17 protein-coding genes are annotated in these 16,828 nt (G+C 61.2%); 12 read left to right on the forward strand and 5 right to left on the reverse strand.

Translation table 11 applies throughout. The features are described from left to right. Positions 1 to 256: 256 nt before the first annotated feature. From AC1DIJ_RS17420 to thrS, 4 genes are all read left to right on the forward strand, one after another. Positions 257 to 703: an iron-sulfur cluster assembly scaffold protein gene (locus AC1DIJ_RS17420; RefSeq protein ID WP_112387341.1), complete on the forward strand. Its 447-nt coding sequence runs from the start codon at positions 257 to 259 to the stop codon at positions 701 to 703. A 4-nt stretch (positions 704 to 707) separates the two neighbouring features. Continuing rightward, on the forward strand, positions 708 to 1,103 hold the full coding sequence (gene yidD / locus AC1DIJ_RS17425; RefSeq protein WP_112387342.1) for a membrane protein insertion efficiency factor YidD: 396 nt from the start codon (positions 708 to 710) through the stop codon (positions 1,101 to 1,103). Further along, complete coding sequence (locus AC1DIJ_RS17430) at positions 1,100 to 1,624, forward strand: DUF1697 domain-containing protein (protein WP_112387343.1); 525 nt, start codon at positions 1,100 to 1,102, stop codon at positions 1,622 to 1,624. The genes yidD and AC1DIJ_RS17430 overlap by 4 nt, the downstream gene beginning before the upstream one ends. Before the next feature lie 126 nt (positions 1,625 to 1,750). Beyond that, positions 1,751 to 3,757, forward strand: coding sequence for a threonine--tRNA ligase (gene thrS, locus AC1DIJ_RS17435; protein ID WP_112387344.1), 2,007 nt, complete (start codon positions 1,751 to 1,753; stop codon positions 3,755 to 3,757). Positions 3,758 to 3,823: 66 nt separating this feature from the next. Here the strand turns inward: thrS and AC1DIJ_RS17440 are convergent, their stop codons facing one another. Further along, the gene (locus AC1DIJ_RS17440; RefSeq protein ID WP_112387345.1) at positions 3,824 to 4,036 is read right to left on the reverse strand and encodes a hypothetical protein; all 213 of its coding nucleotides are present in this window, start codon (positions 4,034 to 4,036) and stop codon (positions 3,824 to 3,826) included. Between the two features lie 181 nt (positions 4,037 to 4,217). After that, positions 4,218 to 5,318, reverse strand: a complete 1,101-nt coding sequence (locus tag AC1DIJ_RS17445; RefSeq protein ID WP_112387346.1) for a hypothetical protein — start codon at positions 5,316 to 5,318, stop codon at positions 4,218 to 4,220. A 113-nt stretch (positions 5,319 to 5,431) separates the two neighbouring features. Here AC1DIJ_RS17445 and AC1DIJ_RS17450 point away from each other — a divergent pair, with 113 nt between their 5' ends. From AC1DIJ_RS17450 to AC1DIJ_RS17460, 3 genes are all read left to right on the forward strand, one after another. After that, positions 5,432 to 6,016, forward strand: a complete 585-nt coding sequence (locus AC1DIJ_RS17450; RefSeq protein WP_112387347.1) for a nitroreductase family protein — start codon at positions 5,432 to 5,434, stop codon at positions 6,014 to 6,016. After that, positions 6,016 to 6,621, forward strand: coding sequence for a flavin reductase family protein (locus AC1DIJ_RS17455; protein ID WP_112387348.1), 606 nt, complete (start codon positions 6,016 to 6,018; stop codon positions 6,619 to 6,621). Before AC1DIJ_RS17450 ends, AC1DIJ_RS17455 begins: the two co-directional genes overlap by 1 nt. Positions 6,622 to 6,742: 121 nt before the next feature. Beyond that, the gene (locus AC1DIJ_RS17460; RefSeq protein WP_112387349.1) at positions 6,743 to 7,882 is read left to right on the forward strand and encodes a DUF2336 domain-containing protein; all 1,140 of its coding nucleotides are present in this window, start codon (positions 6,743 to 6,745) and stop codon (positions 7,880 to 7,882) included. Here the strand turns inward: AC1DIJ_RS17460 and AC1DIJ_RS17465 are convergent. Then, positions 7,879 to 8,292, reverse strand: a complete 414-nt coding sequence (locus AC1DIJ_RS17465) for a hypothetical protein (protein WP_112387350.1) — start codon at positions 8,290 to 8,292, stop codon at positions 7,879 to 7,881. The two genes, AC1DIJ_RS17460 and AC1DIJ_RS17465, sit on opposite strands and share 4 nt — an antisense overlap. Positions 8,293 to 8,404: 112 nt before the next feature. Between AC1DIJ_RS17465 and AC1DIJ_RS17470 the strand changes: the two genes are divergently transcribed. After that, a complete protein-coding gene (locus AC1DIJ_RS17470; RefSeq protein WP_112387351.1) occupies positions 8,405 to 8,863 on the forward strand; it encodes a GNAT family N-acetyltransferase in 459 nt (152 codons plus the stop codon). Here the strand turns inward: AC1DIJ_RS17470 and AC1DIJ_RS17475 are convergent, their stop codons facing one another. Then, a complete protein-coding gene (locus AC1DIJ_RS17475; RefSeq protein ID WP_477831491.1) occupies positions 8,864 to 10,060 on the reverse strand; it encodes an AI-2E family transporter in 1,197 nt (398 codons plus the stop codon). A 296-nt stretch (positions 10,061 to 10,356) separates the two neighbouring features. After that, positions 10,357 to 12,429 (reverse strand): DNA topoisomerase IV subunit B, encoded by a 2,073-nt coding sequence (gene parE / locus AC1DIJ_RS17480; RefSeq protein WP_112387353.1) that lies wholly within the window; start codon positions 12,427 to 12,429, stop codon positions 10,357 to 10,359. A gap of 215 nt (positions 12,430 to 12,644) precedes the next feature. On the opposite strand from parE, the gene AC1DIJ_RS17485 reads away from it, so the two are divergent. The 4 genes from AC1DIJ_RS17485 to AC1DIJ_RS17500 all read left to right on the forward strand — a co-directional run bounded on the left by AC1DIJ_RS17485 (position 12,645) and on the right by AC1DIJ_RS17500 (position 16,820). Continuing rightward, positions 12,645 to 13,529 carry an alpha/beta hydrolase family protein gene (locus tag AC1DIJ_RS17485; RefSeq protein ID WP_112387354.1) on the forward strand — a complete coding sequence of 295 codons (885 nt, stop codon included), beginning with the start codon at positions 12,645 to 12,647 and terminating at the stop codon, positions 13,527 to 13,529. Between the two features lie 135 nt (positions 13,530 to 13,664). Beyond that, positions 13,665 to 14,435, forward strand: a complete 771-nt coding sequence (gene tpiA / locus AC1DIJ_RS17490; RefSeq protein WP_112387355.1) for a triose-phosphate isomerase — start codon at positions 13,665 to 13,667, stop codon at positions 14,433 to 14,435. A gap of 90 nt (positions 14,436 to 14,525) precedes the next feature. Then, complete coding sequence (secG, locus tag AC1DIJ_RS17495) at positions 14,526 to 15,050, forward strand: preprotein translocase subunit SecG (RefSeq protein WP_112387356.1); 525 nt, start codon at positions 14,526 to 14,528, stop codon at positions 15,048 to 15,050. Between the two features lie 141 nt (positions 15,051 to 15,191). Then, the gene (locus tag AC1DIJ_RS17500) at positions 15,192 to 16,820 is read left to right on the forward strand and encodes a CTP synthase (protein WP_112387357.1); all 1,629 of its coding nucleotides are present in this window, start codon (positions 15,192 to 15,194) and stop codon (positions 16,818 to 16,820) included. Positions 16,821 to 16,828: the final 8 nt, after the last annotated feature.

The following is a 16,828-nucleotide window of genomic DNA, read 5'->3' on the forward strand; positions in this document are numbered from 1 at the left end:
ACTCGCCAACTGGTATCCCCTGTCAGGAATGTTGCACCTTTGGCAGGCTCCGGGGCTTTCAGGGCGTCGCCCATCCGGCACGGTTTCCCAATCAATCTTACCGGAGGCCATTGCTTTTTCATGGCCCTCGAACGACATACATATAGGAAGACAGCGTCTTCATGTAAGTATGCTAACACGAGACGGTGCGTTTTTTGTTTAAGATACAATGACCACCGAATGAGCCGGTCCACAGCGATCTGGGGCGGAATTGACCATGGACGAGATCTACAACAGCAAAATCCTGGAATTTGCCGGTAATATCCCGCGGATCGGCAGCCTCGAAGATGCCGATGCCAGCACCCAGGCGCATTCGAAGCTATGCGGTTCGAAGGTGAAGATCTGGCTGAAAATGGATGGCGATACCGTCAGCGATTTCGCCCATGACGTCAAAGCCTGCGCGCTCGGCCAGGCGTCCTCGTCTGTCATGGCGCGCCATGTCATTGGCGCCACCGCAGGCGAGTTGCGCAAGGCGCGCCAGGATATGCTCGACATGCTGAAGGCCGACGGCGAAGGTCCCGAAGGACGCTTCGAGGAGATGCGCTACCTGCGCCCGGTCAAGGATTACAAGGCACGGCACGCCTCGACGATGCTGACCTTCGACGCTGTCGTCGATGCCATCAGCCAGATCGAGGCGAAGCGCGCCGAGATGGCGGAAGCCTAAGGCGATGTGCGAGTTCTGCTCCCTGCAGCATGACGACGAGGATGAGGGCGGCGCCGCGGCGGCTCCGCAGAAGTCCAAACGCTTCTCCCGCAATTACACGGGCGCTTTCCCGAAAACGCCGGGCAGGCTCGCCGGCATGGGTTTGATCCGGTTTTACCAGCTGACGCTCTCCGGTTTCATCGGCAATTCCTGCCGTCATATCCCGACCTGCTCCGAATATGGCTACGAGGCCGTCGCCCGCCATGGGCTGTGGGCAGGCGGATGGATGACGCTGTTTCGCGTCGGACGCTGCGGTCCGGGTGGCACGAGCGGGCTCGATCCGGTGCCGGAACGGCTGGAACGGCGATTCCATTGGTGGACACCCTGGCGCTATCTCGCGTTCGGCCGGAAAGCCGCGTGACCGTCTACGTTGCCCTGCTGCACAGTATCGTCCTGGCGCCGGGACGCCGGGTGGTGATGTCCGACCTGCGCGACATGGCCTCGGCGCTCGGCTACCGCAACCCACGCACACTTGTCTCGACCGGCAATATCATCTTCGAGGCACCGGAGTCGCCTACCGGTGATATCGAGAAGAAGCTGGAGGCGGCGTTCATCGAGAAGTTCGGCAAGCCGGTCGACATCATCGTCCGCACCGGCAAGAGCTGGGAGCGGCTGGCACGGTCCAATCCGTTTCCTGATGGTGAGGGCAGCCAGGTGATCGTTCGCGTCATGCGCAAGCCGCTCGATATCTCGGCACTCGACAAGCTGAAGGCCTATGCCGACCCCAGCCAGCGTCTGGCGCTTGCCGATGGCGATCTGTGGATCGATTTCGCCGGCAAGCCCAGCGAATGGAAACTGCTTTCGGCGCTGACCACCAAGCGCATGGGGGCGGGCACGCTGCGCAACTGGAACACCATCCGCGGCTTGGCCGAGATGCTCTGACAAGACCTGCTTTTTCTTTACTAACAGGCCAAATCCGATTATCAGGCGGCAGCGCTTGCGTACGGACGCGCGCTTCATTGCAACCACCCGCATTCGTTGGCGGGACTGGACAAGGAGAATATCGATATGTCCCAATCCGTTTCCCTGACTTTCCCTGATGGCAATGTGCGCGATTTCGCCGCCGGTACGACCGGACGCGAGGTTGCCGAATCCATTTCCAAGTCGCTTGCCAAGAAGTCCGTCGCCATTGCGATCGACGGCGTTGTGCGCGACCTTTCCGATCCCGTGACAACGGGCAAGATCGAGATCATCACCCGCAATGACGAGCGCGCGCTGGAACTCATCCGCCACGATGCAGCACACGTCATGGCCGAGGCCGTGCAGGAGCTCTGGCCCGGCACGCAGGTCACCATCGGTCCGGTGATCGAGAACGGCTTCTATTACGACTTTGCGAAGAACGAGCCCTTCACGCCCGACGATCTGCCGAAGATCGAAAAGAAGATGAAGGAGATCATCGCTCGCAATGCGCCCTTCACCAAGCAGGTGTGGTCGCGCGAAAAGGCGAAGGAAGTCTTTGCCGCCAAAGGCGAGCAGTACAAGGTCGAGCTCGTCGATGCGATCCCTGAAGGACAGGATCTGAAGATCTACAATCAGGGCGAATGGTTCGACCTTTGCCGCGGTCCGCATATGGCCTCCACCGGCCAGATCGGTAACGCCTTCAAGCTGATGAAGGTTGCCGGCGCCTATTGGCGCGGCGACAGCAACAATGCCATGCTCTCTCGCATCTACGGCACGGCCTTCGCCGAGCAGTCCGAGCTCGACAACTATCTGCATATTCTTGCCGAAGCCGAGAAGCGCGATCACCGCAAGCTTGGCCGCGAGATGGACCTGTTCCATTTCCAGGAAGAGGGCCCGGGCGTCGTGTTCTGGCATGGCAAGGGCTGGCGCATGTTCCAGACCTTGACCGCCTACATGCGCCGCCGCCTCGCCGGTACCTATGAAGAGGTCAACGCACCGCAGGTCCTCGATGCTTCGCTCTGGGAGACCTCTGGTCACTGGGGCTGGTATCAGGAGAACATGTTTGCGGTGAAGTCGGCTTACGCCTTTACGCATCCCGAAGACAAGGAAGCCGACAACCGCATCTTCGCGCTGAAGCCGATGAACTGCCCGGGTCACGTGCAGATCTTCAAGCATGGCCTGAAATCCTATCGCGAGCTGCCGATCCGCCTTGCCGAATTCGGCAATGTGCATCGCTATGAGGCGTCGGGCGCACTGCACGGGCTGATGCGCGTCCGCGGCTTCACGCAGGACGATGCGCATGTGTTCTGCACCGACGAGCAGATGGCTTCGGAATGCCTCAGGATCAACGACCTGATCCTCTCGGTTTACGAGGATTTCGGCTTCAAGGAGATCGTCGTCAAACTCTCGACCCGTCCCGAAAAGCGCGTTGGCACCGACGCCCTCTGGGATCGTGCCGAAAGCGTGATGATGGACGTGTTGAAGACGATCGAGGCACAGTCAGAGGGCCGCATCAAGACCGGCATTCTGCCGGGCGAGGGCGCTTTCTACGGGCCGAAGTTCGAATATACGCTGAAGGACGCCATCGGTCGCGAATGGCAGTGCGGCACGACGCAGGTGGATTTCAACCTGCCGGAGCGTTTCGGCGCCTTCTATATCGACAGCAATTCGGAAAAGACGCAGCCGGTGATGATCCATCGCGCCATCTGCGGCTCCATGGAACGCTTCCTCGGTATCCTGATCGAGAACTTCGCCGGCCACATGCCGCTGTGGATCGCACCGCAGCAGATCGTTGTCGCGACGATCACGTCCGAAGCCGATGGCTACGGCGCCGAAGTTGCCGAAGCACTGCGCGAAGCCGGTCTGAACGTTTCGACCGACTTCCGTAACGAGAAGATCAACTACAAGGTCCGCGAACATTCCGTTACGAAGGTGCCGGTGATCATCGTCTGCGGCAAGAAGGAATCCGAAGAGCGGACGGTCAACATCCGCCGCCTCGGCAGCCAGGACCAGACTTCGATGACGCTTGATGCGGCGATCGAAAGCCTGACCTGGGAAGCGACCCCGCCAGACGTTCGCCGCAAGATCGAAGCGAAAAAGGCCAAGGCTGCCTGATCGTTTCCCGCTGAAACAAAACAGATCAAGGGGCGGCTCTCGCGAGAGGGCCGCCCCTTTTGACATTCATATTCCGAGAACGGTTACGCTTGGCGGCGTGAAATCCTTGATCCCCAGTTTCGGGTAATCGCATTTACGATCAAACTTGGCCTTCGATACCGTCCGCATGCATTTCGGGTCGGTCTTGAAGGCATATCCGGGCAAACTGACGTACTTGACACTCGGCGCACAGAGCGCGAGCGCGATACACATCGTCAATGCCGCGCAGATGGTCCGCATGGGACACCTCCTTCGTTCGGCATGACTTCTCGATACGGAACCCCTCCGCACGCCAGACAATTGCATGTCCACCTTCAGGCTTCCATTCGCCTAATCGGATGCAGGTGCTCTGCGCGTGGGCTATGCGCCGCTCATCGGGATGGGCGAGGGGAATGCTCCGTTCAGAGGAGGAACCGGCCAATCAGTCGGCGTCTGCGCCATCCGATCCGCTGTTCGGAACCAGCTGGTCGTAGGACGGCAGCGGCGCCTGCGCCGATTTCTGCGGCGGCTCACCTGCCGCAGAGGGCTGCGGCTCAGGCTGGACGGTTGTTGCGGCGCTGTCCGGCTCCTGTGGCTGGACGTCCTTCATCAGCACTTCGACGTCGGTGTTCTTGCCGGCTTCGACCTTGAAGTCGCGCTGGTAGATCTTGTCCTTGTTGCGGGCGACGGCGGAATATTCGCCTTCGGCAAGCACCATGGTCGGGAAGGCGCTGACGCTTTCGCCGACGCTGTCGCCTGCGGCGGTCAGGATCGACCAAGCGGTGTCGGCGATCGCCTCGCCACCGGCGTCGGAGACGAGCTTGAAGGTGATCTGCGCCGCGCGGTGCTGGATCGTCGCTTCGGTCAGCTTGCCGGCCTCGATCTGGATATCGGCGCGGATCACGGCATTGACATCGCCATATTCGGAGACGACGTGATAGGTCCCGGCATTCAGGCGAACGACGGTATTCGGAGATACATCGGCCATGACCAGGCCACGCTCGCCGTCGTCGCGGACTTCGGAGGAATAGATCGAGAAGCTCAGCTGATCCGGGCGGATGCGGACGTCGGAACCGGATACCGCATTCAACAGCAGACCACCGGCATCGAGCACCATGACCTGCTTATCGACCGTGCCGCTCTCGGGCACGTTGACCTTCTTGGTGACGCCGGCGCGCCCGAAGGAGACATTGACGAAGTAATCACCGGGCGCCAGCTGGAACGCGGCGGAACCGCCCTTGGCGCTGGCGATCAGCGGCAGCTTGCCGTCGGCACCGGCGATCGGACTGAAAACATACCAGGAAAGGCCGTCTTCGACAGGCTGCCCGTCGGCCGTCAGCTTTGCCTCCATCGGCACTTCATGCAGAAGCGCGCCCGGCGGCGTCGTGCCGGGGGCGATGAAGGCGTTCAGCTTCGGCATCTTGGCCGTGGTGTCGAGCTGCTTGAAGTCCTTGAATGCGTCCTGCGCACCTGCCGAAAACGGCGAGGAGATCACCAGTGCAAGCGCAAGGGCTATCCGCGCAAGGGGCAAAATGCCGGTCATGAGTTTCCTGGACCGATTGACTTTAGAAATCACAGGGGCCACTTCAAGACCAACCCGATGGCAAATTCAAGACCCATCCCCGTTACAGTCCTGAAATTGAAAGTTTCTCCCGCATGAAATCCGATATCAAGCTGATCGATTACCTCAACGTGCGCCGTTCCATTCCTGCATTCCAGATGTGCGAGCCGGGTCCCGACAAAGCCGAAATCGAGGAAATTCTTCGCCTGTCGTCGCGCGTTCCTGATCACGGCAAGCTGGCGCCATGGCGCTTCATCGTCTATCGCGGCGAGGAGCGTGTGCGGATCGGCGAGGAATTGCTGAAGCTCGCCCTCGAGGCCAAGCCTGAGCTGTCGGACGAGATGATCCAGGTGGAACGCACGCGCTTCACCCGGGCTCCTGTCGTCGTCGCCGTCGTCAGCAAAGCCGGGCCGCATTTCAAGATCCCGGAATGGGAGCAGGTGATGTCGGCGGGTGCGCTGTGCCTTAACGTCATCTTCTCCGCCAATGCCCATGGCTGGGTGGCGAACTGGCTGACAGAGTGGTTCGCCTTCGACGAACGCGCCTATCCGCTGCTCGGCGTGCAGCCGGGTGAGAAGGTTGCCGGCTTCATCCATATGGGTTCGTCTGAATTTCCGCCGGTCGAGCGCCCGCGCCCGGAACTGACGGAAACCGTAACCTGGGTCGGTGGAGAGAACTGATGTTCTACCGGACGGACGCCAACAAGCATGGCCTGGCGCATGATCCTTTCAAGGCGATCGTGTCGCCGCGGCCGATCGGCTGGATCGGGACGAAGGGCACGGATGGTTCGCTGAACCTCGGCCCCTATTCCTTCTTCAATGCGATCTCGGATCGCCCAAAGCTGGTGATGTTCTCGTCGAGCGGCCGCAAGCACAGCCAGAAGAATGCGGCCGAGACAGGTGTTTTCACCTGCAATTTCGTCAGCCGCCATCTGGTCGAGCACATGAATGTGTCATCGGCGGCCGTGCCCTACGGAACCAACGAGTTCGAGCTTGCGAGGCTGACGGCGCGGCAGGGCGAGATCGTCGACGCACCCTATGTCGCGGAAGCCTTTGCGGTTCTGGAATGCAAGGTCACCGAAATCATCGAGCCGAAGGGGCTGTCCGGCGAGCCGTCCGAGAATGTCATGGTGCTCGGCGAAGTGGTCGGCATCCATATCGACGAGACGATCATCCGCGAAGGCCGCCTGGACATGTCGATCGCCCGGCCGGTGGCTCGCATGGGATACATGGACTATGCGGAAGGCAGCGATGTCTTCAAAATGATGCGGCCGAAGACGCCCTGATGCGCTTGTGCCCTGCGCACAGGGGTTAATGAATATGGTGAACCAATCATAAACCATTTGCCGGTAGCGTTCTCAAAACAAGAGGAGCGTGAAGGAATCACGTTCCGCAGGTTGGGGCGTAATGGTGATTGTAGAGGCATTCCTTCGCTGGGTCGAAACTGCCAAGTCCGGAGACCGGGCACGAGCGGCCAGCGCCCTTGGCCGGGCCTATCTGCAATCCGAGATGCAGCCGGAAGAGCGCAAGGCCGCCGAGATGGCGATGACCTTCCTGCTCGACGATCCGTCGCCTAAAGTCCGCCTCGCTCTCGCAGAAGCCATCGCCTGGTCGGATGAAGCGCCGCGCTCGCTGATCCTGGCCTTGGCCGAAGATCAGCCGGAAATTGCCTGCCATGCTGTGACCTGCTCGCCGCTGCTGACCGATGCCGATCTCGTGGATCTCGCCGGACGGGGCAGCGAGGTGACGCGGATGCTGATCGCAGCGCGCAGCAGCTTGTCGCGCGCCGTCTCTGCGGCGCTTGCCGAGATCGGCGGCGAGGAGGACGTGCTCTGCCTGCTTGAAAACAACGGCGCCTCGATCGCACCGCATTCGCTGAAGCGTATCGCCGAAAGGCTCGGTGACTGCTGCGATATTCGCAATCTGCTGCTCGATCGCGAGAGCCTGCCGGCCGATGCCCGCCAGCTTCTGACGCAGCATGTCAGCGATGCGCTGGTGGCGCTGCCGCTCGTCCAGGCCGCCATCGGCTTCAACCGTCTGCAACGGATCAGCCGCGAGGCGACGCAGTCTGCCGTCGTCTCGATCGCCGGCGAAATTCAGCCGCGCGAGATCGACGACCTCGTCGAGCATCTGCGCGTCCACGGCCATCTGACGCCATCCTTCCTGATGCATGCGCTGTGCTCGGGAAAGGTCGATTTCTTCGCAGGCGCCGTCGTCAACCTGACGGGCTGCAGCGAAAAACGGGTCCGCTCGATCCTGGCGACTGGCCGCATGCATGCTGTTTGCGCGCTTTACGAGACAGCAGGTTTGACGCGTGAAATCAGCACGATCTTCGTCGAGGCGACGTTGTTGTGGCGCGAGGCTTCGCGAAAGGCTTCGGCAACGATGCTTTCGACGATCTGCGGCCGGCTGCTTGAACGCTTCCGCCATCACGGCGCCCATGACGCCGTCAAGGAACTGCTCGACATGGTCGAGAAGCTGCATATTGCCGAGCAGCGCCAGTCGGCGCGCGCCTATGCCTCGCAGGCAGCGCTTGTCGCAGCCTAGTGGCTAAAGCGCTGGGCGACCCAGGAATATCCGTTTGAAACGAAATGCACCGGCTTGACGAGCGTCTGCTTGATGTCGTCACCGGTTGGCAGCCCGGCGCGGACGCGCTCGGCAACCCGCACAGCATAGGCGCGAATGCCGGTTGGCTGCGGTTGTTCGACGGCTGGAGCCGTTGCTGTTGCCTGCGCTTCAAGCTTTGCTGTCTCGGGAGCGGCTGTGGGCTTCGGTTCCTCGCAGACGGCGATCACTGTCGGATACTTGGCGTTGGTAAAACCCTTCAGCTGCTTTTCCGATTCGGCATCGCACATCGCCACCGTCTGCCAATGCTTGTCGACCGTCGCCACGTAATTGCATTGGGTGACGGAATCGTTGCACCCGAAGATGGTCATGGCGATGAGGACGGCTTGCATATCCGGGATCCCTGGCTATTGAAACTCATGATCTTAGACGTCGCAATTCCAACGGAATAAAGGCGGTTACATTACCATCTCTTCATGCAAGCCGACCAGGAAAGCAGAAGCCATGTTCGTGACCATCACCCTCGAAACGCCGCGCCAGCCTGAAATCATACGCCTGCTCGACATGTCGGATGCCTATGCGGCTTCGCTCTATCCGTCCGAGAGCAACCATCTCGTCGATCTCTCGTCGCTGGAGCAGCCTTCGGTGAGCTTCTTCGTCGCGCGTAACGACGGTGTGGCCGTCGGCTGCGCAGCTCTTGTCGAAGCGGGCGATGGTACGGCGGAGATCAAGCGGGTGTTCGTCGACCCCGAGGCACGCGGCCTCAAAGCGGCCAGCCGGCTGATGGACAAGCTCGAGGAGCAGGCAACGAAGCGCGGACTAAAAGCGATTCGTCTTGAAACCGGCATCTACCAGCCCGAGGCGATCGGCCTTTACCGCAAGTACGGCTATGTCGAGATCGAGCCTTTCGGCTCATACCAGCCGGATCCGCTCAGTCTGTTCATGGAAAAGCGGCTCGGCTGATCAGCCCTCGGCTGCCGCGCGCTGCGATGGCGGCGCCTGCTCATCGATGATGATTTCGGGTCCGGTGCCGCCCTGATCGGCGGTGCGGACCTCGTGCATCCACTCGCGCCAGATTGCGACCAGCAGGGCCATCAGCACCGGACCGATGAAGAGGCCGAGGAAGCCCATGGTTTTCACGCCGCCGACCAGACCGAAGAAAGTCGGCAGGAAGGGAAGCTTGATCGGGCCGCCGACCAGTTTCGGCCGCAACGTCTTGTCGACGATGAAGAGTTCGACGCTGCCCCAGATGAAGAGCCCGGCGCCGGCAACATGCGAGCCGCTGGCGACCAGATAGATCGATACCAGCGTGAAGGAGAGCGGCGCGCCACCCGGGATCAGCGCCATGATGCCGGTCAATACGCCAAGCGTCACGGGCGAGGGCACGCCGGCGATCCAATAGGCGATGCCGAGAACGATGCCTTCGCCAATCGCAATCAGCGTCATGCCCATCACGGTCGAGCTGATAGTTGCCGGAACCACGCGGGAGATCCGCTCCCAGCGGTTCGGCAGGATGCGTTCGCCGAGCATGTCGATCTGCTTGGAGAAGGAGGAACCGTCGCGATAGACGAAGAACAGCGCGATCAGCATGAAGAGCAGCGTCAGCAGCAGATGGAACGATGCGCCGCCAGCGGCCAGCACCGCACGATAGATATTGCCGATATTGGCGCCGCTGACGGCCTGGATAACTTCGCCCATCGAACCCGGCGTGCCGATATATTTCGTCCAGAGCTCGTCGATATAGGGACCGGCAAAGGGCAGGGCGAGGATCCATTGCGGCGTTGGAGCGCCCATCCGGTTGGCGCGGATCGCCCAGGCGACCCATTCACGGACTTCGCCCGTCGTATAGGTGATCGCAAAAACGATCGGAATGACCAGGAAGGTGATGATCAGGATGATGGCGATGGTCGCGGCGATGGTGGTGTTGCCGCCGACGCGGGAGAGCAGCTTGCGATAGAGCGGCCAGCTGGCAAAGCCGATGACGAGGGCTGCCAGGACCGGGACAACGAATCCGTAGAAGAAATAGACGCCGGCGGCGACGATCAGGATCAGGAGCCAGCGTGCGGCTGATATCGAGGGAATAAGGGGCGTGCGGGCATGTGCGGAGGGACCAAGCCACCGCGGCTCGCCTGGCAGTTTGTTTTTATTCGAGAGGCTCACGTCGTTCCCTGCTTTTCTTCTCAACCACGGATATGGGCCATCGTGCCACCGGACGCAAGCATTTCGGCCAGGAAATGCCAGTTGCTCGGGCAGCGCCAAGGACCATGCCGCGGTTGGCATAGCGCTTTGTGCTGAAGCCAGTGTGACGGCAATTTCCTGCCAGAGTGTTGACCGTCAGCGAAAAGATGATGCGCGCCGCTCAACGAGAAATCGCAAAGGATGGCAGAACGCCAAACGAAAACAGCGCGACGGAGCAGATCCGGCGCGCTGTTTCGAAGTCTTTTGCGAGCCGCCTCTTAGATATCGAGGTTCTCGGCGAAAGCGGCCCGATCCTGAATGAAGCGGAAGCGGGCTTCCGGCTTGGTACCCATGAGGTCATCGACCGCCGTCCGCGTACCCTCGAAATCGATCTCATCGATCAGCACGCGCAGCAATGTACGCTTGCTCGGATCCATGGTGGTTTCCTTGAGCTGGGCGGGCAGCATTTCGCCGAGACCTTTGAACCGGCTGATTTCCACCTTCGACTTGCCCTTGAATTCCTTCTCCATCAGCTCCGCGCGGTGTCTGTCGTCGCGCGCATAGGCCGATTTCGCACCCTGCGTCAGCTTGTAGAGTGGCGGAACGGCAAGGAAGAGGTGACCGCCACGCACGAGTTCCGGCATCTCCTGATAGAAGAAGGTGATCAGCAGCGAGGCGATGTGAGCACCGTCGACGTCGGCATCGGTCATGACGATGATGCGTTCGTAGCGGAGGTCTTCCTCGCGGTATTTCGAGCGCGTGCCGCAGCCGAGCGCCTGGACGAGGTCCGAAAGCTGCTGGTTGGCACCGAGCTTTTCGCGCCCGGCGCTGGCGACGTTGAGGATCTTGCCGCGCAGCGGCAGGATCGCCTGGTTTGAGCGGTTCCGCGCCTGCTTGGCAGAGCCGCCTGCCGAGTCACCTTCGACGATGAAGAGTTCGGCGCCGGCAGCGGTGTTCTGCGAGCAGTCGGCGAGCTTGCCGGGCAGGCGCAGCTTGCGTACCGCGGTCTTGCGGTTGACTTCCTTTTCCTTGCGGCGGCGAAGGCGCTCTTCAGCGCGTTCGATCACCCAGTCGAGCAGCTTGGCTGTCTCGTTGGGATTGTCGGCGAGGTAATGATCGAAGGGGTCGCGAAGAGCGTTTTCGACGATGCGCTGGGCCTCGACGGTGGCGAGCTTGTCCTTCGTCTGGCCGACGAACTCAGGCTCGCGGATGAAGATCGACAGCATGCCGACTGCGGAGATCATCACATCGTCGGTGGTGATCTGCGCGGCACGCTTGTTCTGCGTCAGTTCGCCATAGGCCTTCAGACCCTTGGTCAGAGCAATGCGCAGTCCGGCCTCGTGCGTACCGCCTTCTGGCGTCGGAATGGTGTTGCAATAGGAATGAAGCTGGGGATCGCCGCCATACCAGGTGATCGCCCATTCCATAGAGCCGTGGCCGCTGGCCTTCTCGGTCTTGCCGGCAAAGATCTCGCGGGTGACGGTGAAGTCCTTGCCCATCGTTGCCTGAAGATAATCCTTCAGGCCGCCGGGGAAGTGGAAGACCGCCTTGTTCGGGACATCGGACCCCTCAGGCAGAATGCCGTCATCGCAGCTCCAACGGATTTCGACGCCGCCGAAGAGATAGGCTTTCGACCGCGCCATGCGGAACACCCGGCCCGCATCGAACTTGGCGTGATCGCCGAAGATTTGCGGATCGGGATGGAAGCGGACGCGCGTGCCGCGACGGTTATGAACGTCGCCAAGCTCCTCGAGGCCACCCTGCGGCAGGCCGCGCGAGAAGCGCTGGCGGTAGAGCTTGCGATTGCGGGCGACTTCGACTTCCAGATCGTCGGACAGCGCGTTGACGACAGAGACGCCGACGCCGTGCAGACCGCCCGACGTTTCATAGGCCTTGCCGTCGAACTTACCGCCGGCATGCAGCTTGGTCATGATGACTTCGAGCGTCGATTTGCCGGGAACCTGCGGATGGTTCTCGACCGGGATACCACGGCCGTTGTCGCTGACCGTCAGGTAGCCCTGGATATCGAGATGGACCTCGATGAAGTTGGCGTGACCGGCAACGGCTTCGTCCATCGAGTTGTCGATGACTTCGGCAAACAGGTGGTGCAATGCCTTCTCGTCGGTGCCGCCGATATACATGCCTGGACGCATGCGCACCGGCTCGAGGCCTTCGAGGACGCGGATCGACGAGGCGCCGTAATCATCCGATGTGGACGAAGCGGGGCCGGGGCGGGCGGAAGCGGCGGGTGCTGCCACGACGGGCTTTTCCGCAGGCGCAGCCGGCTTTGCTGGCTCCTCCTGCTTGGGCGCGAGGGGCATTCCGGCGAAGAGGTCGTTGCTGTCATCCATGGAATCGTTCAGATCTTCAATCCTGTTTGGGCAGCCCGTCCGCATGGGCTGGACCCAAAATCACCGCATTTGATGTCACGTTTGCGAATCAGGCAGATTTTGCCAGAAATCGCCTCGTTACGCGACGCCGCCCGATTTGGCGGAATTCTCTAGAATTGGTTTGCGTTGCCGGGCGCGGAATGGCAAGCGGACTTATCTCTGAGGAAAGCGCTCGCATGAAAATGTCCACAAGTCATTGCATGATTGTCACCGCAATTGCGGCCTTTTTGCTGTCCGGCGGGCTAAAGGCCTCCGCGGCCGACGTCCTGCCGCCGTACAAGGACGAGCTGTTTTCGGCACAAACAGTGCTCCAGACTTCCGATAACGGCGCCTTCGAGATGATCAGCTATGACGAGATGCGCGACATCAACGGCCGTGATCAGATCCCGGAACAGCGAGTCCAGCAGAAATACGTGTCGCTTGGCATCCGCAAGCTGCAACAGGAAGAAACGCTCTCGCTCGATGGGCACCGGATCGATGTCACCAGGGTGGGACCGGCGGAAAATGCCGCCTTTACGGTGATCTTCATTCATGGGCGCGACGGCACGCGCCGGCTCGGTGCCAACGATTTCACCTTCGGCGGCAACTTCAACCGGGTGAAGAACCTCGTCGCCGGCAATGGCGGCGTCTATTACTCGCCGACCGTCAAGACCTTCGACAGCGATGGCGTTGCCAACATCGTCGAGCTGATCCGCTACGCCAGCGAGAAGTCCGGTGGCAAGCCTGTCATTCTCACCTGCGCCTCGATGGGCAGCCAGATCTGCTGGGGCGTGACGCGGGATGCGGCGAGCGTCAAGCGGCTGAAGGGCATGCTGATCATGAGCGGCGTCACCGATCCGGATTTTACCAAGAGCGCCTTCTACAAGGCCAAGCTGCCGATGTACTTCGCCCATGGCAGCCGCGATCCTGTCTATGCCGCGACCGATCAGCAGGGGCTGTTCGAAACGCTCTACAAGTCCAAGTACCCGACCCGCTTCACGCTCTTCGACACCGGCAATCACGGGACGCCGATCCGAATGATCGACTGGCGCAAGGCGCTGAACTGGATTCTTGCTTCCTAGGCAGTCTAGCGAGCGGATTTTAAGCATTTTGGGCGCTAAACCGTCTTTTTCCCTTACGTAAGGGGCGGAAAGCTTTTCATTCTCTGCTGCTTTTGCTAAGGCCGCAGAATACCGGAAAAATGTGGAAGGCTTGGCATGACACCTGACGTGCGTCCGCTCGTGGCGGGGAACTGGAAAATGAACGGTACCCGCGACTCCCTCGACCAGATCAAGGCGATCTCGGAAGGTGTCAAAGGTCCGCTCTCCTCGAAGGTCGAGGCGTTGATCTGCCCGCCGGCCACGCTGCTTTATGTGGCGACGGCGCTCTGCACCGACAGCCCGCTGGCGATCGGCGCGCAGGATTGCCATCAGAAACCGTCCGGCGCCCATACCGGCGACATCTCGGCCGAAATGATCGCCGATTGCTTCGGCACTTACGTCATCGTTGGTCACTCCGAGCGTCGCACGGACCATGCCGAGACCGACCATCTGGTGCGCGCCAAGGCCGAGGCTGCATTCGCTGCCGACCTGACCGCCATCATCTGCATCGGCGAAACCGCCGACGAGCGCAAGGCCGGCCAGACGCTCGATATCATCAAGCGCCAGCTTTCCGCCTCGGTGCCTGACACCGCGACGGCCGAAAACACCGTGATCGCCTATGAGCCCGTCTGGGCGATCGGCACCGGTCTGACGCCGACCGTAGACGATGTCGAGAAGGCGCATGCCTTCATGCGCAGCGAGCTGACGGCCCGTTTCGGCGCCGAGGGCAAGAAAGTTCGCATCCTCTATGGCGGGTCGGTCAAGCCCTCCAACGCCAGGGAGCTGATGGGTGTCGCCAATGTCGATGGTGCACTGATTGGCGGCGCGAGCTTGAAAGCGGCGGATTTCCTCGCCATCTACGGCGCATACACGGAACTCACTGCCTAAATCTGAGCTAAGGGCTTGGAATAGGCGATTGCCTCATGTAAAGAGCGCCAGATTTTATTGGATGCCCGCCTTGTGGGCAGGACTGGACCCATGCAGACCGTATTGATTGTCATCCACCTCATGATCGTGCTGGCGCTTGTCGGCGTCGTGCTTATCCAGCGTTCGGAAGGCGGCGGCCTCGGCATCGGCGGCGGTTCCGGCTTCATGTCGGCGCGCGGCACGGCCAATGCGCTGACCCGCACGACCGCGATCCTGGCGACGCTGTTCTTCATCACGTCGCTCGGCCTCGGCATCCTGACGCGTTACCAGGGCAATCCGACGGATATCCTGAACCGCATTCCGGCAACGAGTGGCGCCGGCAACGGCATTCTCGATTCGCTGGGTGGCGGCGCTGCCAAGCCTCCGGCCAATCAGCCTGTCAGCAACGGCGTTCCGAATGGCGGCGCTGCCGCTCCGGCTCCTGCAGCACCCGCGGCTCCGGCCCCGGCTGCATCCGCGCCTGCTGCAACGGCTCCGGCACCTGCCGCGACGGCTCCCGCCGCCAGCGCACCGGCCGCAGCACCTGCTACTCCCGCCACCCCGGCCCAGCCGGGCGGCGTACCGACCGGACAATAAACCGGTCAGCGAAATAAACCGCCGGCAGGCCCAAGGGTCTGCCGGTTTTCTTTTGTTCAGATTCCACGCTGGCACCAAAAGTTCTGGAAAAGAATTTTTGGGCTGGTGGAATCGTTTTTGAAAAGGTATCCGGTGACTCCCATGGCGCGATACGTATTCATCACTGGCGGCGTGGTTTCCTCTCTCGGTAAAGGAATTGCGGCCGCGGCTCTCGGAGCGTTGCTGCAGGCCCGTGGATATCGGGTGCGGCTTCGCAAGCTCGACCCGTATCTGAACGTGGACCCGGGCACCATGAGCCCGACCCAGCACGGCGAAGTCTTCGTCACCGACGACGGCGCGGAAACCGATCTCGATCTCGGCCACTACGAGCGCTTCACCGGGCGTTCGGCGACCAAGACCGACAACATCACCACTGGCCGCATCTACAAGAACATCATCGACAAGGAACGCCGCGGCGATTACCTCGGCGCGACCGTCCAGGTCATTCCGCACGTGACGAACGAGATCAAGGATTTCGTCATCGAGGGCAATGACGACTACGATTTCGTCATCTGCGAAATCGGCGGCACGGTCGGCGACATCGAGGCGATGCCGTTCATGGAAGCGATCCGCCAGCTCGGAAACGACCTGCCGCGCGGCACCGCAATCTACGTCCACCTGACGCTGATGCCCTATATTCCGGCAGCCGGCGAACTGAAGACCAAGCCGACCCAGCATTCCGTCAAGGAACTGCAGGCGCTCGGCATTCATCCCGATATCCTGCTGGTACGCGCCGACCGCGAAATTCCGGAAGCCGAGCGCCGCAAGCTCTCGCTGTTCTGCAACGTTCGCCCGTCCGCCGTCATCCAGGCACTCGACGTTGCTAACATCTACGACGTGCCGATCGCCTACCATAAGGAAGGCCTCGACAACGAAGTGCTGGCCGCTTTCGGCATCGAACCGGCACCGAAGCCGCGCCTCGACGCCTGGGATGAGGTCTGCAACCGTATCCGCACGCCTGAAGGCGAAGTGACGATCGCGATCGTCGGCAAGTACACCGGCCTCAAAGATGCCTACAAGTCGCTGATCGAGGCGCTGCATCACGGCGGTATCGCCAACCGCGTCAAGGTCAACCTTGAATGGATCGAGTCGGAGATCTTCGAAAAGGAAGATCCCGCACCCTATCTCGAAAAGGTTCACGGCATTCTGGTACCGGGCGGTTTCGGCGAGCGGGGTTCGGAAGGCAAGATCAAGGCGGCGCAGTTCGCCCGCGAACGCAACGTTCCCTATTTCGGTATCTGCTTCGGCATGCAGATGGCAGTCGTAGAAGCCGCCCGTCACCTGGCAGGCATCGAGAAGGCCTCATCGACCGAATTCGGCAAGACCGAAGAGCCGGTCGTCGGCCTGATGACGGAATGGGTAAAGGGCAACGAGCTGCAGAAGCGCACGGCGGCCGGCGACCTCGGCGGCACCATGCGTCTCGGCGCCTATAAAGCAGCCCTGAAGAAGGGCACCAAGATCGCCGACATCTATGGCTCGACCGATATTTCCGAGCGCCACCGCCACCGCTACGAAGTCAATGTCGACTACAAGGACCGCCTGGAAAATTGCGGCCTGGTCTTCTCCGGCATGTCGCCCGACGGCGTGCTGCCGGAAACGGTCGAATATCCTGACCATCCGTGGTTCATTGGTGTTCAGTACCACCCGGAACTGAAGTCGCGCCCGCTCGACCCGCACCCGCTCTTTGCCAGCTTCATCGAAGCGGCAACCGAGCAGAGCCGTCTGGTCTAGGCAGACAA

The organism is Rhizobium sp. 10N427, from assembly GCF_056394605.1.